Below are 16,268 nucleotides of genomic sequence, written 5' to 3' on the forward strand. Positions count from 1 at the left end.
GGGGAGCGATGAACGGTGGGGCCCGCGCAGCGCGCGAAGCAGAAGGCGTCGCGGGGAAGGGCCCTAGTGTAAACTTCGAATATGGATATTGTACTGTATGCCCTCACCGCGCTTCTCTACGGCGGTCTTGCCGTGGCCGGCTGGCGCTCGCACCGGCACGCGGCCGTGCGTCCGCTGCTCGAGAGCGTGCCGCCGCTGCCCGATCAAGCCGTGCACGCGGGCGCTCTGGTGGCCTCTGGCATGAGCGCGCCCGGGCGCGCGCTGTTATTCGTCGCGCTGCTCGCTCACGGCGTACTGCTGCATACCACGATCTTCCCGCAGAACGCGATGGTGTTCGGCTTCGCGTTCGCGCTGTCGGCGATGTTCTGGCTCGGCGCCGGCATCTACTGGATCGAAAGCTTCTTCTTCCCGCTCGACGGACTGCGCCTGCTGGTGTTGCCGCTCGCGTGCGCCGCATCGCTGCTGCCGCTCGCGTTCGGCGGCGTGCGCGTGCTGCCGTATGCGGCCGCGCCGATGTTCAAGCTGCACTTCCTGATCGCGAACATAGCGTACGGTCTGTTCGCGATCGCCGCGCTGCACGCGGTGCTGATGCTGGCGGTCGAGCGGCGTTTGCATTCGATGCGCGGCGCTCTCGCGCAGCGACACGCGGCGTCGGGCAACGGCTGGTGGTCGAGCTGGCTCGACACGCTGCCGCCGCTGCTCACACTCGAGAAGCTGCTGTTCCGTCTGATCGGCGCCGGCTTCGTGTTGCTTACGCTGACGCTGCTGTCGGGCATCCTGTTCAGCGAGCAACTGCTCGACCGCGCGTTGCGGCTCGATCACAAAACTGTGTTCGCGATTCTTTCGTGGGTGATGTTCGGCGCGCTGCTGACGGCGCGCAAGGTGTCCGGCTGGCGCGGCCGTGCGGCATTGCGCTGGGTGCTGGCCTCGTTCGTCGCGCTGTTGCTCGCGTACGTCGGCAGCCGTTTCGTTTTAGAGGTGCTGTTGCACCGGCCTGTAGTGTGAGCGTCCCCATGCGACAAATCTTTTTGTTGATTCTGCTGTTCATCGTCGGACAGTGGCTCGTGAAGGCACTGCGCCGCCACGACACGCAACGCACCGGCGCGCGCGGCGCCAACGGTGCCGGCGCCGCGAATGGCGGCGCGCGTTCTTCGAATGGACAACAGCCGCAGCTTGCCGAACCGATGATTCGCTGCGTCGAGTGCGGCGTGCACGCACCGAAGAGCGATTCGGTCAGCGTCGCGGGGCAGGCGTTCTGTTGCGCCGCGCACGCGCAGCGTCACGGCGCGCGTCCGAGCGGCCGCGACGCCCGATGAGCGACGTCTTCACCGTCGATGCCGACGGCTGGGTTCCCGCCGCACGCAAGCTCCCCTCGCCGAACTTCGAAGCGCGGCCGCAAGGCGCGGTGCCGACCCTGATCGTCGTTCACAACATCAGCCTGCCGCCGAACGAGTTCGGCGGCACCGCGATTGCCGAGCTGTTCCAGAACACGCTCGACTGTGACGCTCACCCGTACTACGACTCGCATCTGCGCGGCGTGCGTGTGTCCGCGCATTTCGTGATTCATCGCGACGGCGCGCTCGAGCAGTTCGTGTCGTGCAACGAGCGCGCGTGGCACGCGGGACCGTCGAATTTTTTCGGCCGCGAGCGCTGCAATGATTTCTCGATCGGCATCGAGCTTGAAGGCAGCGACACCACCGCCTTCGAAGCGGCGCAATACCGCACGCTCGCCGCGCTAGTGAGCGCACTGAAGGCGCGCTATCCGATCGACGCGCTTGCTGGTCACTCCGACATCGCGCCCGGTCGCAAGACCGATCCCGGTCCACATTTCGAGTGGCCGCGGCTGCAACGCGACACGTTGCTCGACGGTCGGTATTTCCCCTATCTCAAGTTTTCCGAAACGCGGTAATCCCCCTTCGCACGATCTTGCGTGATCCGCAGAGAACGAGGCGCAGCCTGCTTCTCCGGGGAGCTTATGCGCGTCGCGCGACGCAAAAGTCAAGACTTCGAACGCAAATAAAACGGTTTGACCTGTCTCGAATCTCCACTATACTTGGTGCCGACAACTGAGTTTCGCACTATATCTTGTGTTGTGCTGTGAATAACCATGTGCATAACCGAGTGAATAAGAGTGGATAAGTCTGCGGCGCCCCGCTCCCCGAGCACGGCGCCGCAAGCATTCCAGGCAGCGAAAAAAATTCCTGGGGCGCAGCCGTTGGGGGATCTCCGGCCGCATCCAGAAGCATTCAGGAAAGGACCAGCCAGTGATCGCGACCGACCCGATGAAGACCGTCATCAAATCGAACCAGGCTTCCTCGCAGTTGCATCCCGCCAACCGGCGTAGCCGGCCTTCCTGCACCTCATCGCTCGCGCACGCGACGGCGCGGCGTTCGATTTAATCCGCGGCACCCGCCGCCATTTCCAAGACCAGGAGCTTTGCACATGCAAACCACCGACAACGTGACGACCCGGTACGAGGGCTCACCGACTGGCCAGGCTTTCGGCCAGACTCACGGCGCACAGTCGCTCGCGCCGCAAGCGAGCTACGCCGACTACAAGGTGATCCGCCGCAACGGCACCGTGGTGTCGTTCGAGCCGTCGAAAATCGCGATCGCCGTGACGAAGGCGTTCCTCGCCGTCAACGGTGGTCAGGGCGCGGCGTCGGCACGGGTGCGCGAACTGGTCGAGCAACTCACGCAGAACGTGGTGCGCGCGCTGCTGCGCAGCCGTCCGAACGGCGGCACGTTCCATATCGAAGACATTCAGGATCAGGTCGAACTCGCGCTGATGCGCGGCGGTGAGCACAACGTCGCGCGTGCTTACGTGCTGTATCGCGAGAAGCGCAACCAGGCGCGCGCACATGACGACCATGCAGATGCCGCGAGCACGCCGGGCCTGAACGTGACCGACAACGGCATCACGCGTCCGCTGGACATGGCCGCGCTGCGCGGCATCATCGAGTCCGCATGCGCGAACCTCGGCGACGCGGTGAGCGCCGAGCCGATCGTCGCGGAAACGGTGAAGAACCTGTACGACGGCGTGCCGATGAGCCAGGTGTACGACTCGGCCATCCTCGCTGCCCGCACGATGATCGAAAAGGACCCGGCTTACAGCCAGGTCACCGCGCGCATCCTGCTGCACACGATCCGCCGCGAGATCCTCGAAGAAGAAGTCACGCAAGCCGAAATGGGCGAGCGCTACGCCGAGTACTTCCCGCAGTTCATCAAGCGCGGCGTGCAAGCCGAGCTGCTCGACGACAAGCTGCTGCAGTTCGACCTGAAGCGTCTGGGCGCCGCGCTCGACGCGAACCGTGATCTGCAGTTCGGCTACCTCGGTCTGCAGACGCTCTACGACCGCTACTTCCTGCATCACGACAACGTGCGTATCGAAATGCCGCAGGCATTCTTTATGCGTGTCGCGATGGGTCTGTCGCTGAACGAGATCGACCGCGAAGCGCGCGCGATCGAGTTCTACAACGTGCTGTCGAGCTTCGACTTCATGAGCTCGACGCCGACGCTGTTCAACTCTGGCACGCGCCGCTCGCAGCTGTCGTCGTGCTACCTCACCACGGTCGACGACGACCTCGACGGCATCTACGAAGCACTCAAGGAAAACGCGCTGCTGTCAAAGTTCGCCGGCGGTCTCGGCAACGACTGGACGCGTGTGCGCGCGCTCGGCTCGCACATCAAGGGCACCAACGGCAAGTCGCAGGGCGTGGTGCCGTTCCTGAAGGTCGTCAACGACACGGCGGTCGCGGTGAACCAGGGCGGCAAGCGCAAGGGCGCGGTGTGCGCGTATCTCGAGTCGTGGCACCTCGACATCGAGGAGTTCCTCGAGCTGCGCAAGAACACCGGCGACGACCGTCGTCGCACGCACGACATGAACACCGCGAACTGGATTCCCGACCTGTTCATGAAGCGCGTGATGGAAGGCGGCGACTGGACGCTGTTCTCGCCGTCCACCTGCCCGGATCTGCACGACAAGTTCGGCGCCGAATTCGAAGCGGCTTACACGGCTTACGAAGACAAGGTCGCGCGCGGCGAGATCAAGCTGTTCAAGAAGCTTCCGGCGGCGCAACTGTGGCGCAAGATGCTCGGCATGCTGTTCGAAACCGGCCATCCGTGGATCACGTTCAAGGACCCGTGCAATGTGCGCTCGCCGCAGCAGCACGTCGGCGTCGTTCACTCGTCGAACCTGTGCACGGAAATCACGCTGAACACCAGCGACGCCGAAATCGCCGTCTGTAACCTCGGCTCGGTGAACCTCGTCGCGCACCTGAAGGAGCAGGCCGACGGCACGGTGGCGCTCGACCACGACAAGCTCAAGCGCACGATCAGCGTCGCGATGCGCATGCTCGACAACGTGATCGACATCAACTACTACGCGGTCGCCAAGGCGCGTAACTCGAACCTGAAGCACCGTCCGGTCGGCCTCGGCATCATGGGCTTCCAGGACTGCCTGCACGTGCTGCGCACGCCGTACGCGTCGCAGGAAGCGGTCGAGTTCGCCGATCGCTCGATGGAAGCGGTTTGCTACTACGCGTACTACGCGTCGACCGAGCTCGCCGAAGAGCGCGGCCGCTACTCGAGCTACCGCGGCTCGCTGTGGGATCGCGGCATCCTCCCGCAGGATTCGGTGGCGCTGCTCGCCGAAGCGCGCGGCGGTTATGTCGAGGTCGATTCGAGCGAGTCGATGGACTGGCCGGCGCTGCGCTCGCGCATCGCGACCTACGGCATGCGCAACTCGAACTGCGTGGCGATCGCGCCGACCGCGACGATCTCGAACATCATCGGCGTGTCGGCGTGCATCGAGCCGACCTATCAGAACCTGTACGTGAAGTCGAACCTGTCGGGCGAGTTCACGGTGGTCAACGACTACCTGGTGCGCGACCTGAAGGCGCGCGGTCTGTGGGACGAAGTGATGGTCGCCGACCTGAAGTACTTCGACGGCACGCTGTCGCGCATCGACCGCATCCCGGCCGACCTGCGCGCGATCTACGCGACCGCGTTCGAAGTCGATCCGGTGTGGCTCGTCGAGTCGGCCTCGCGTCGTCAGAAGTGGATCGACCAGGCGCAGTCGCTGAACATTTACATGGCGGGCGCATCGGGCAAGAAGCTCGACGAGATCTACAAGCTCGCATGGCTGCGCGGTCTGAAGACCACCTACTATCTGCGCACGATGGCGGCGACGCACGTCGAGAAGTCGACGGTCGCGCACGGCGCGCTGAACGCGGTGAGCTCGGGTCATGACGGCTCGGGTGGCGCAGGCGGCGCGGCAGGCGGCTTCGGCGTGGGCGGCGCGGCGGGTGGCGTGAGCGGCGGCTTCCAGGCAGCGGCAGCGACTGCCGCGGTCGCAGTCGAAGCGGCACCCGAAGCGGATGGTCCGGTCTGCATGATGCGTCCGGGCGATCCCGGCTTCGACGAGTGCGAGGCTTGCCAGTAACTAGAGGCAAGCAGCGGGAGCGATGCTTGCTAACTGCACACGAGGGTCGTAGGTGATGACCCGCAGGCGGCGAGCGACGCGCCCCGTTAATGAAGTAGAAGCAGGTCGATGAGCGGTGAGCAGTATCGAAGTCTCACCGCTCGTCGATGCAGCGAAGCAACACAGCAGTTGGCAACACCAGACGATCGCTCGACATGGCATCGCACCTCAACCGCCAACGCTGACGCAACACGCTCGACGCGGCTCACCGCCGACTCTCGCGATGAGCGATTCGCGCGGCATCGACCGGTCCATCGATCAGTCGGCGGATGCCGCGAACACGCTGCGCAATACATATAGATAGAGCAACGAAACGTCGTCTCGAAACGTTGCTCTTCGAGTTCGCAAAGGACCTCGGCAACACATGTTCAACACGCGATCATCACGCGTCACTCGATGCGTGACTGCATGAGTCACACGCAGCATGTCGAACAAAGTGTTGTATGAACGTAGCAACGCGAATCGAAAACAGGAATTTTCGCGAGTGAGCTCTTTTATCGCTCGTGAAAAGATGGTACAAACCGTTCTAAATTGATGGTGACATTTATGCTCAACTGGGATGACGAGATCACTGCCGTAACTCCCTCGAGCGCGACGCAACCGAACGTGTTGCGCAACGCTGCGGGGTCGGTTGTGGGTTCGCAAATCGGAACGCGTTCCGCTCCTCATGCTCCATCCGCTCAAGAAGTCTTCGCGAACGACATCGCTGTCGCTCCCGTCGCTCATGCTGCCAACGCGGCGGCCGCTTCCGAAGCGCGCGTCAATGTCGCCGACAAGCGCATCATCAACGGCCAGACTGACGTCAATCAGCTGGTGCCGTTCAAGTACAAGTGGGCCTGGGAAAAGTATCTGGCGGGTTGCGCCAACCACTGGATGCCGCAGGAAGTGAACATGTCGCGCGACATCGCCCTGTGGAAAGACCCGAACGGGCTGACCGAAGACGAGCGCCGCATCGTCAAGCGCAACCTGGGCTTCTTCGTGACGGCCGACTCGCTCGCCGCCAACAACATCGTGCTGGGCACTTACCGCCACATCACGGCGCCCGAATGCCGCCAGTTCCTGCTGCGCCAGGCGTTCGAAGAGGCGATCCACACGCACGCTTACCAGTACATCGTCGAGTCGCTCGGTCTCGACGAGGGCGAAATTTTCAACGCGTATCACGAGGTCCCGTCGATCCGCGCGAAAGACGAATTCCTGATTCCGTACATCCACGTGCTGACCGACCCGGCCTTCAAGACCGGTACGCTCGAAGCAGACCAGACGCTGCTGCGCTCGCTGATCGTGTTCGCCTGTGTGATGGAAGGCCTGTTCTTCTACGTTGGCTTTACGCAAATCCTGGCGCTCGGCCGCCAGAACAAGATGACCGGCGCGGCGGAGCAGTACCAGTACATCCTTCGCGACGAGTCGATGCACTGCAACTTCGGCATCGACCTGATCAACCAGATCAAACTCGAAAACCCGCACCTGTGGACGGCTGAGTTCCGCGCCGAAATTCGCGCGATCTTCCAGCAGGCGGTCGAGCTCGAATACCGCTACGCCGAAGACACGATGCCGCGCGGCGTGCTCGGCCTCAACGCGTCGATGTTCAAGAGCTATCTGCGCTTTATCTGCAACCGCCGTTGCCAGCAGATCGGTCTCGATCCGCTGTACCCGAACGAGGAAAACCCGTTCCCGTGGATGAGCGAGATGATCGACCTGAAGAAAGAACGCAATTTCTTCGAGACGCGAGTGATCGAATATCAGACTGGCGGTGCGCTTTCCTGGGAGTGAGCCGGGATTCGCGTCGCGGATGGTTTCATTGATGGGGATGCCGCCGCCTGTGGCCGCGGCGCCCCGGGTTAGGAGCAGAACGGCCTGATGCAAAGCGTGCCCGGTGCCTTGACGGCCCACAAACATGACAGGCACTTTGCGGACCCTTCAGTGGGATGGGCAAACTTCCCCCCGGAAAAAGCCGCTGGCGTCGTTGCCGGCGGCCCGATCAAGCAATTGCCGGCGTCGCGTCGCGACGCCGACCAGATTTGGCGCGCGGTGCCTTGGGGCACGGCGCGCCTTACCGCATTCATTAGCGTAAGCGCGTTGCACCTGCGTACGCCGATGAATAGCCCGCTTCGTAGCGCGCGCCCTGAGAAGCGTCCGCGGGAAGCGGGTTTTGACGAAGGGTGTAGTTTGAACTGACCTCATCTGAAAACCTGAAGGAGAAAATGATGGCAACTGCAAAGAAAGCCGCGGCCAAGAAGACCGCAGCAAAGAAGACCGCAGCCAAGAAGGCTGCTCCGGCTAAGAAGGCTGCTCCGGCCAAGAAGGTCGCCGCGAAGAAGGTCGCAGTGAAGAAGGTCGCAGCGAAGAAGGTTGCAGCGAAGAAGGTCGCGGCAAAGAAGGCAGCACCGGCGAAGAAAGCCGCAGTGAAGAAGGTCGCGGCGAAGAAGGTCGCAGCCAAGAAGGTCGCGGCGAAGAAGGCAGCACCGGCGAAGAAAGCCGCGGTGAAGAAGGTCGCAGCAAAGAAGGTCGCAGCGAAGAAGGCGGCACCGGCGAAGAAGGCCGCAGCGAAGAAGGCAGCACCGGCGAAGAAGGCCACGGCGAAGAAGACCGCTGCCAAGAAGGCCGCGCCTGCGAAAAAGGCTGCAGCCAAGAAAGCTGCACCTGCCAAGAAGGCTGCCGCGAAGAAGGCCGCTGCGCCTGCGAAGAAGGCTGCACCTGCGAAGAAGGCTGTCGCCAAGAAGGCCGCGCCTGCTCCCGCTGCTGCGCCTGCTGTCTCGAGCGCACCGGCGGCGACGGTGAAGACCGCGCTGAACCCGGCAGCGGCATGGCCGTTCCCGACGGGCAGCCGTCCGTAAGCGGTAGCTGTAGCAGTACGTCGACTCATCGCACGATGTGTCGGATGACCGGGTCGTGCTCGAGCTGTTGCGAGCGCCACCCGGTCAATGTCCCGTTACCGGTGTGCCGGTGGCGGGTTTTTTTTTGCCCTCACCTGAAAGAAAAACACGCATGGACCCGTGAGGGCGCATGCGTGTGATGTCGTCGTCGCGGCGCTGAACTACGCGCGGCCGCGCGGGAGGGGGAACTGCGCTTAGTGCGTGACGCGCGTGACGCCGCCGCTCGACAGCAGCCTCACGCGATCGCCGGCGCGGAAGATTTCGCCGGTGGCAGTCTGGGTGATGGCGCGCATGTCGCCGTTGTCGAGCCGCACGGTGATTTCAATGCCGTCGCGCATCGCCACACGGTTTTCGATCGCATTGCCGGCGACCGCACCGCCGATGCCGCCGACGATACCCGTCGCGACCTGGCCACGTCCGCCGCCGAACGCAGTGCCGGCGAGCGCGCCGAGCGCAGCGCCGCCGAGTGCGCCGATGCCGATCGGCTGACCTTCGTTCGTGCTGATGCGCACCGCGCGTACGCTCTCCACCGTGGCCATGCGAACCGTCTGTTCGCGCTGCGCCTGCGAAGCGGTGAAAACGTCGGGAGAGCTGCTGTTGACCGCACATCCCGACATGGCCAGCGAACCGGCGATCACGGTGGCGACGATCAGGCGACTCGAGGTTCTCATTCCCAAACTCCCATAGCACGCGATATCAGTGCAGGTCGTATCCGAAGGCCTGCTTGAACCGCTCGTTGATTTCCGCCCGGCTGGGCGCGTAGTTTTGCGGGCCTTGATGCTCGATCTTCAGTGCGCCCATCAGGCTGGCGAGACGGCCGGTGGTGGCCCAACCGAGGCCCTTCTCGATACCGTAGAGCAAGCCGCCGCGAAACGCGTCGCCGCAACCGGTGGGATCGAGTACCCGCCTGGCCGTGACCGCCGGGATCTCTTCGATACCGCCGCCGTGATGGATCTGAGCACCCTTCTCGCCGAGCGTGATGATCAGCGCATCGACCTTGCTCGCGATCTGCTCGATCGACCAGCCGGTCTTGTTGCTCACCAGCGCGGCTTCGTAATCGTTGACCGCTACATAGGTAGCAAGTTCAATGACGCGCCGCAGCGTCTCGCCGTCGAACAGCGGCAAGCCCTGGCCCGGATCGAAGATGAACGGCACGCCTGCGGCGGCCAGCTGCTCGGAGTGTTGAACCATGCCGTCATAGCCGTCCGGCGCAACGATGCCGAGCGTCAGGCCCTTCACCTCGTCGGCGCGGTTCTGATGCGACTGCATCATCGCGCCCGGATGGAACGCGGTGATCTGGTTGTTCTCGAGGTCGGTCGTGATCATCGCCTGCGCCGAGTAGGTGTCGGGCACGACGAGCACGTTTTCCGTCGACAGGCCGAGCTCTGCGAGCCGGTCCAGATAGAGCTGCGCGTCGACGGCGCCGATCGCGCCCATGATGCGCGCGTCGCCGCCGAGCAGATTCAGCGCATACGCAATGTTGCCCGCGCAGCCGCCGAACTCGCGACGCATGGTCGGCACGAGAAAGCTTACATTCAGGATGTGGACCTGCTCCGGCAGGATGTGCTCCCGAAAGCGGCCTTCGAAGGTCATGATGTTGTCGTACGCGAGCGAGCCGCAGATGAGCGTAGCCAAGGCGAGCGTTCCTGTATGAAAACGGTGGGATGGGAAGACAGACGCGCCGCGCCGGCGGCGCCGCGCGAGGCGCGGCGCCGTCGTTCGCGCGCGAGAGGGCTTACTTCAGCGCGGCGAGCGCTGCGTCGTAATTCGGCTCGTTCTTGATCTCGCCGACCAGCTCGGCGTGCACGACCTTGTCGTTCTCGTCGAGCACGACGACCGCGCGCGCGGTCAGGCCGGTCAGCGGACCGCTCGTCACGTCGACGCCGTACGCCTGCGCGAACTCGCGGCCGCGGAACGTCGACGCGGTGACCACGTTCTCGATGCCCTCGGTCGTGCAAAAGCGCGACGCCGCGAACGGCAGGTCGCCCGACACCACGATCACGGCCGTGTTGCTGAGCTTCGCGGCGGCTTCGTTGAATTTGCGCGTCGACGTCGCGCAGGTCGGCGTGTCGAGACTCGGGACGATGTTGAGCACCTTGCGCTTGCCGGCGAAGTCGGCGAGCGTCAGCGGCTTCAGGTCGCGGCCGACCAGCGAGAATGCGGCGGCCTGCTGGCCGACCGACGGGAACGTGCCGCTTACTTCGATCGGGTTGCCACCCAGCGTGACTTGACTCATGTGTTGTGCTCCGAAAAGGGCGTCAGTGACGACAATGATGCGCCCGCTCGGGAGCGGGCGCGCGAGGGTGCGTTACGGATAAAAAATCTGTACGCGAAAATTGGAGGCGATTGCGGTGCCGGTGTCGAGGTGCACGATCATCGTCTGCGTCGCGTGCGCGGGCAGGCCGGCCGCGATCACGGTGCCGGGTGGCACGTAATCCTGCGGCCATAGCACGCGCCGCACTGCGACGTTGTTCTGATCGTCGAGCAGCGTGAGTTCGATCGCGGGATAGGCGAGCGCGATGTTCAGGCGGTTGTGCAGCGGCATCTTCAGCTCGAGCTTGTGCGGACCGTCGATCTGCCGCAGATCGGAGGGCTCGACCAGCAAGCCTTCGATGTCGTGCGGCGGCGTCAGCTGGCAGCCGAGATGCGCGCAGGCCTGCGCATACAGGATCTGCGAGCGCGGCACGTTGACCATGATGGTCTCGCGTTGCCACCACGCGAGTTGCGCGAGCAGCGCAATGACGAGCAGCGCGGCGAGCACCACGCCGGCGACGATCCAGCCGACGCGCCCGGCGTCCACCGGGCGGGTTTCGCGCATCCCCGGGACCGGATCGTCGCCAGCGCTGATCGGCGGATTGACCGAGAACGGCTCGCCGCTCGATGGGGTGGGCGCCGGACCTCCCGGCGGGCGCGGGCCGCCGGGGCCGCCGGCGCCGGAAGCGCCCGCGGCCGCGCCCGCGCCTAGGCCGGCCGCGCCGAAGCCGGCCGCACCTAAGCCGGCCGCACCGAAATGCGGTTCGTTGTCGCGCATGTCATGCAGGCCTGCTGGCTCGCGCCGCGCGGGTTCGTCGAGCGTGGACGGTTCGGGGCGTTCGACCTTGCGCCAGACGCGTTGCGCTTCGTTTTCGACTCGCGGTGGGGCAGCAGGCGCGGAGGGCGGGGCGACAGGCGGTTCATCGACCGCTTCGTCGGCGGGATAGGCGAACGGTTCGAGCGGCGCGTCGGCCAGCGTCGGCTCATCGTCCGCGGGTAGCGGCGCCGAGAAAGCGCCAGCGCGCAGTTCAGGTTCGGTGGCCTGGCGCGGCGTGCCCGACGTGACTGTTGCGTGCCCGGTGCCGCCAAGCGGCAGCGGCGCGAGCGGCACGCTGCTCGCGTGGTCGCGCAAACGGGAGTCGAGCGTGCTGCGTGAAATGCTGGTCGAGTCCTGTTCCGGAGCCGGTGCGCCCGGGGCCCATGCGTCATCACTAAAGTCCGGGCCTGGTTGCCGCACTCCCGACAGCGCTTCGATCGCTGCCGCGGCGGCAACCGGTTTGGCCGTGGAAAAATCGCCGCCTTCCGGGACGTCGAACAGACTGCTCGACGCGTCGAAGACTTCCTGACAGTGCCCGCACCGCACGAGGCCGCGGCGCTGAGCAAGCTGCGCCGGTTGCAGACGGAAAACAGTTTCGCAGAAGGGGCAACGCGTCGCCAGGTGCATATCGAGCCGTTGAGCCAGAGGCCGTTAGGTTGACAATACGCCTTATTCTAATTGCTTTCGCGGCGCGTTCCGGCGAGGCACACCCAACCTTCATGTTCCCGCCACACGCTGATATCGATCCAGCGCGCGTAGACCTGCGCGACTTCGTCGGCCTGGCGCGCAAGGATGCCCGACAGCGCGATGCGACCGCCCGGCTTCACTTTCGACGACAGCATCGACGCCATCAGCTTCAGCGGATTCGACAGAATGTTCGCGACCACCACGTCGAATTCGCCGGCCGGGCAGGCATCGGGCAGGCCATAGGTGACTTCGGCGTGATTGCGCTCGCTATTGTGACGCGCCGATTCGACGGCCTGCGGATCGATGTCGATGCCGATCACCGGATCGGCGCCGCACTTCTTCGCGAGAATCGCGAGAATGCCGGAGCCGCAGCCGTAGTCGAGCACGGACTGGCCGGGCTTGATCGACTGCTCGATCCACTCCATGCACAGACGCGTGGTGGGGTGGCTGCCGGTGCCGAACGCGAGGCCCGGATCGAGTTCGAGCACGAGCGCGTCGGGGTCCGGCGCATCGTGCCACGACGGCACGACCCAGATGCGCTCGCCGATCTGGATCGGATCGAACTGCGACTGCGTGAGCCGCACCCAGTCCTGCTCCTCGACCTCGCGCACGGTATAGGCCGGCGCGGCATCGAGTCCGATTTCGTTGGCCGCGGCGGTCAGCAGCGCGGCCGGATCGTGCTCCGGTGCGAGCAGCGCGATCACGCGCGAATGCTGCCACGCCGTGCGATCCGGCGTGAGACCGGGCTCGCCGAACAGCGGCTGCTCGTCGGGCGTGTCGGCGTCGGCATCTTCAACCGACACGGACAGCGCGCCCAGCTCGAGCAGCGCGTCGGACAACTCCTCCGCGTGCTCGCGCGCCAGTTCGGCGACCAGTTCCCGATAACTCATGACTTACGCTTCTTCCGCGACCTGCTGACGCGCGGCCAGCCGGTTTTCGAGGTAGTGGATGCTGGTGCCGCCTTCGACGAACTTCGCGTCGAGCATCAGCTCGCGGTGCAGCGGGATGTTGGTCTGAATGCCTTCGACCACCATTTCCGACAGCGCGATGCGCATCCGGCTGATCGCCTGTTCGCGCGTGGCGCCGTAAGCGATCAGCTTGCCGATCATCGAATCATAGTTCGGCGGCACGAAATAACCATTGTAGGCGTGCGAATCGACGCGGATGCCGGGACCGCCCGGCATATGCCACGACGTCAGGCGTCCCGGCGACGGCGTGAACTTGAACGGATCTTCGGCGTTGATCCGGCATTCGATCGCATGGCCGCGGAACTGGATGTCGCGCTGACGGAACGCGAGCTTCTCGCCGGCCGCGATGCGGATCTGTTCCTGCACGATGTCGACACCTGTGATCAGTTCGGTCACCGGATGCTCGACCTGCACGCGCGTATTCATCTCGATGAAGTAGAACTCGCCGTTTTCGTACAGGAACTCGAATGTGCCCGCGCCGAGATAGCCCATTTTCTTGCACGCATCCGCGCAACGATCGCCGATGCGGTCGATCAGACGGCGCGCGATGCCCGGCGCCGGCGCTTCCTCGATCACTTTCTGGTGACGGCGTTGCATCGAGCAGTCGCGCTCGCCGAGCCACACGGCGTTCTTGAACGAGTCGGCCAGCACCTGGATTTCGATATGCCGCGGGTTCTCGAGGAATTTCTCCATGTAGACCTGCGGGTTGCCGAACGCGCGGCCGGCTTCCTCGCGGGTCATGTTGACCGCGTTGACGAGCGCCGCTTCCGTGTGGACCACGCGCATGCCGCGGCCGCCGCCGCCGCCCGCCGCCTTGATGATGACCGGGTAGCCGATCTGGCGGGCAATCTTCACGATCTCCTTCGGATCGTCCGGCAGCGCGCCTTCCGAACCCGGCACGCAGGGCACGCCGGTCTTGATCATGGTCTGCTTGGCGGTGACCTTGTCGCCCATCATGCGGATCGTTTCCGGACGCGGGCCGATGAAGGTGAAGCCGGACTGCTCGACGCGCTCGGCGAAGTCGGCGTTCTCCGACAGGAAGCCGTAGCCGGGGTGGATCGCTTCCGCGTCGGTGACTTCGGCCGCGCTGATCAGCGCGGGCATGTTCAGATAGCTCAGATTCGACGGGGCCGGGCCGATGCAGACCGCCTCGTCGGCGAGCTTCACGTACTTGGCTTCCTTGTCGGCTTCCGAGTAGACGACGACCGTCTTGACGCCGAGCTCGCGGCAGGCGCGCTGGATACGAAGCGCGATCTCGCCGCGATTGGCAATGAGGATTTTTTCAAACATAGCGGGTTTTCGACTCATCAATGGGCGCCGGGTCGGTCAAGACGCCGGCTGCCGCAGAGGACCGGTCGCGCGCCTCGGGATGAGCGGCGCGCGGGCGGCGAATGGTGCGTGCCGCGTTAGCCGACCACGAACAGCGGTTGGCCGTACTCGACCGCCTGGCCGTTTTCGACGAGGATTTCCTTGACCACGCCCGACTTGTCCGCCTCGATCTCGTTGAGCAGCTTCATCGCTTCGATGATGCAGATGGTCTGGCCTTCCTTGACCGTGTCGCCGACCTGCACGAACGGATCGGCACCCGGCGACGGCGCGCGGTAGAACGTGCCGACCATCGGCGAGGTGACGACGTGACCCTGCGGCGCGGCGGCTGCCGGCGTAGCGGGAGCGTTCGCGGCGGCCGGCGCTTCGACTGCTGCCGGCGCGGCTTGCGGGAATTGCGGTGCAGCGTACGAGGCGGACGGTTGGACGTAAACCGGCGGCGCATTCTTGACGATGCGGACCTTGCCTTCGCCCTCGGTCACTTCGAGTTCGGAAATACCGGACTCCGAGACGAGGTCGATCAGAGTTTTGAGTTTACGTAGATCCATCAGGGTGCCCCTTTCAATGCGTAGTGTGCCGGCGCGTGCAAACGTGCAGTAGCCGGCTCAAATTGGACGTGTTTGGATTCAGCCGCGCGACGTGCCGGCGGTGAGCCGGTCGAGCGCGAATTCGAGCGCGTACAGGTACCCCTTCCAGCCGAGGCCGCAAATTACGCCCTCTGCCTGGTCGGAGAAATACGAGTGATGCCTGAACGGTTCCCGGCGATGCACGTTCGACAGATGAATCTCGACGAACGGGATGCCAACCCCCGCTAGTGCGTCCCGAATTGCCACGCTGGTGTGCGTGTACGCGGCGGGATTGATCAGGATGAAATCGGTTTGCTCGGTGCGGGCCGCCTGAATGCGGTCGACCAGCGCGCCTTCGTGATTGCTCTGGAACGACGCAAGCTCGACGCCTGCATCGGCTGCACGGTCCGCTAGCGCCTGATCGATCTGCGGCAGGGTCACGCGACCGTAGACCTCGGGTTCCCGGGTACCGAGAAGGTTGAGGTTGGGTCCGTGCAGTACCAGCAGGCGCGTCATGGTCGCTTCTTTTTCCGTGGAATTGCGCGCACTTTAGCGCTGATTAGAGAAACTTGTCTAGTTTCGTGCGCGTACGCGGCGACGGCCGGGGCGGGCCGCCGCCCAACCGTGAGCCGAACTTCACTCAAATTCGGGGAATATCCGCGCATTTTCGCTCGTTCTGCACGCAAGCGGGTGCCAAAAGCGCAGCGTCAGAAATCGGGGAAATTTACAGCGTGTCGAGCGTCTGGCGCAGGGCCGTGGGGTCGATCTGGCCCAATTTTGTCGAGCGGATGTTGCCTTTTGCGTCGATCACGACGGTAAACGGCAAACCTCCCGCATTGTTGCCGAACGCGCGCGCGAGGTCGGCGCCGCCGAAGCCGGTCACGTAGATCGGGTACGCGACCTTGACCTTCTGCAGGAAGGTCTGGATGTTCTTTTCCGAGTCGACGCCGAGACCGACGAACTGGATGCCTTTCTTCGCGTATTCGCGCTGGATCTGCGACAGCTCAGGCATTTCCTGGACGCACGGGCCACACCACGACGCCCAGAAGTTGACGACGATCGGGTGGCCCTTGAGCATGCTCAGCGACTGCGGCTTGCCGTCGACATTCGTGACCGGCGCGCTCCACAGCTGCTGGACGGGGCTCGCATGGGTGTCAGGCTGTGATCCGCCCTGCGCCGCGTACGCGACGTCGGTACCGCGATTGAGCCAGTGATTGGCCAGCACGCCGCCGCCCGCGGCGACCAGCGCGACGGCCGCGCCCGCCAGCATACGTCTTGTGTTCATCGTGCTCCGTTC

Annotated in this window: 16 protein-coding genes; 7 read left to right on the plus strand and 9 right to left on the minus strand. The window is 64.5% G+C overall.

What is annotated here, in order from left to right:
* Positions 1-81: 81 nt before the first annotated feature.
* The 7 genes from AB3X94_RS25205 to AB3X94_RS25235 all read left to right on the plus strand — a co-directional run bounded on the left by AB3X94_RS25205 (position 82) and on the right by AB3X94_RS25235 (position 8,315).
* Positions 82-1,005, plus strand: coding sequence for an inner membrane protein YpjD (locus AB3X94_RS25205; RefSeq protein WP_176105006.1), 924 nt, complete (start codon positions 82-84; stop codon positions 1,003-1,005).
* 8 nt (positions 1,006-1,013) lie between these two features.
* Positions 1,014-1,316 (plus strand): PP0621 family protein, encoded by a 303-nt coding sequence (locus tag AB3X94_RS25210; RefSeq protein ID WP_176105007.1) that lies wholly within the window; start codon positions 1,014-1,016, stop codon positions 1,314-1,316.
* On the plus strand, positions 1,313-1,909 hold the full coding sequence (gene ampD, locus AB3X94_RS25215; RefSeq protein WP_176105008.1) for a 1,6-anhydro-N-acetylmuramyl-L-alanine amidase AmpD: 597 nt from the start codon (positions 1,313-1,315) through the stop codon (positions 1,907-1,909). Before AB3X94_RS25210 ends, ampD begins: the two co-directional genes overlap by 4 nt.
* Before the next feature lie 533 nt (positions 1,910-2,442).
* Positions 2,443-5,442, plus strand: a complete 3,000-nt coding sequence (locus AB3X94_RS25220; RefSeq protein ID WP_368613048.1) for a ribonucleoside-diphosphate reductase subunit alpha — start codon at positions 2,443-2,445, stop codon at positions 5,440-5,442.
* A gap of 585 nt (positions 5,443-6,027) precedes the next feature.
* Positions 6,028-7,251 (plus strand): ribonucleotide-diphosphate reductase subunit beta, encoded by a 1,224-nt coding sequence (locus AB3X94_RS25225; RefSeq protein WP_176105010.1) that lies wholly within the window; start codon positions 6,028-6,030, stop codon positions 7,249-7,251.
* Between the two features lie 87 nt (positions 7,252-7,338).
* Complete coding sequence (locus tag AB3X94_RS25230; protein ID WP_176105011.1) at positions 7,339-7,656, plus strand: hypothetical protein; 318 nt, start codon at positions 7,339-7,341, stop codon at positions 7,654-7,656.
* A 29-nt stretch (positions 7,657-7,685) separates the two neighbouring features.
* A complete protein-coding gene (locus AB3X94_RS25235; RefSeq protein ID WP_176105012.1) occupies positions 7,686-8,315 on the plus strand; it encodes a histone H1-like DNA-binding protein in 630 nt (209 codons plus the stop codon).
* 233 nt (positions 8,316-8,548) lie between these two features.
* On the opposite strand, the gene AB3X94_RS25240 is transcribed toward AB3X94_RS25235, so the two are convergent.
* The 9 genes from AB3X94_RS25240 to AB3X94_RS25280 all read right to left on the minus strand — a co-directional run bounded on the left by AB3X94_RS25240 (position 8,549) and on the right by AB3X94_RS25280 (position 16,256).
* A complete protein-coding gene (locus tag AB3X94_RS25240) occupies positions 8,549-9,025 on the minus strand; it encodes a glycine zipper 2TM domain-containing protein (RefSeq protein ID WP_176105013.1) in 477 nt (158 codons plus the stop codon).
* A 25-nt stretch (positions 9,026-9,050) separates the two neighbouring features.
* Positions 9,051-9,989 carry a carbohydrate kinase family protein gene (locus AB3X94_RS25245; protein ID WP_018437645.1) on the minus strand — a complete coding sequence of 313 codons (939 nt, stop codon included), beginning with the start codon at positions 9,987-9,989 and terminating at the stop codon, positions 9,051-9,053.
* Positions 9,990-10,089: 100 nt separating this feature from the next.
* The gene (gene tpx / locus AB3X94_RS25250) at positions 10,090-10,590 is read right to left on the minus strand and encodes a thiol peroxidase (protein WP_176105014.1); all 501 of its coding nucleotides are present in this window, start codon (positions 10,588-10,590) and stop codon (positions 10,090-10,092) included.
* Positions 10,591-10,662: 72 nt separating this feature from the next.
* Positions 10,663-12,051, minus strand: coding sequence for a zinc-ribbon and DUF3426 domain-containing protein (locus AB3X94_RS25255; protein ID WP_368613049.1), 1,389 nt, complete (start codon positions 12,049-12,051; stop codon positions 10,663-10,665).
* Positions 12,052-12,098: 47 nt separating this feature from the next.
* Positions 12,099-13,001 (minus strand): 50S ribosomal protein L11 methyltransferase, encoded by a 903-nt coding sequence (prmA, locus tag AB3X94_RS25260; RefSeq protein ID WP_368613050.1) that lies wholly within the window; start codon positions 12,999-13,001, stop codon positions 12,099-12,101.
* A gap of 3 nt (positions 13,002-13,004) precedes the next feature.
* The gene (gene accC, locus AB3X94_RS25265; protein ID WP_013090569.1) at positions 13,005-14,369 is read right to left on the minus strand and encodes an acetyl-CoA carboxylase biotin carboxylase subunit; all 1,365 of its coding nucleotides are present in this window, start codon (positions 14,367-14,369) and stop codon (positions 13,005-13,007) included.
* Between the two features lie 116 nt (positions 14,370-14,485).
* Positions 14,486-14,953: an acetyl-CoA carboxylase biotin carboxyl carrier protein gene (gene accB / locus AB3X94_RS25270; RefSeq protein ID WP_176121879.1), complete on the minus strand. Its 468-nt coding sequence runs from the start codon at positions 14,951-14,953 to the stop codon at positions 14,486-14,488.
* 78 nt (positions 14,954-15,031) lie between these two features.
* Positions 15,032-15,487, minus strand: coding sequence for a type II 3-dehydroquinate dehydratase (aroQ, locus tag AB3X94_RS25275; RefSeq protein WP_176105019.1), 456 nt, complete (start codon positions 15,485-15,487; stop codon positions 15,032-15,034).
* A gap of 208 nt (positions 15,488-15,695) precedes the next feature.
* Positions 15,696-16,256, minus strand: a complete 561-nt coding sequence (locus tag AB3X94_RS25280) for a TlpA disulfide reductase family protein (protein WP_176105020.1) — start codon at positions 16,254-16,256, stop codon at positions 15,696-15,698.
* Between the last annotated feature and the right edge of the window lie 12 nt (positions 16,257-16,268).

The sequence above is a fragment of the Paraburkholderia sp. BR10923 genome, assembly GCF_040948765.1.
In the GTDB taxonomy this organism is placed as follows: Bacteria; Pseudomonadota; Gammaproteobacteria; order Burkholderiales; family Burkholderiaceae; genus Paraburkholderia; species Paraburkholderia youngii.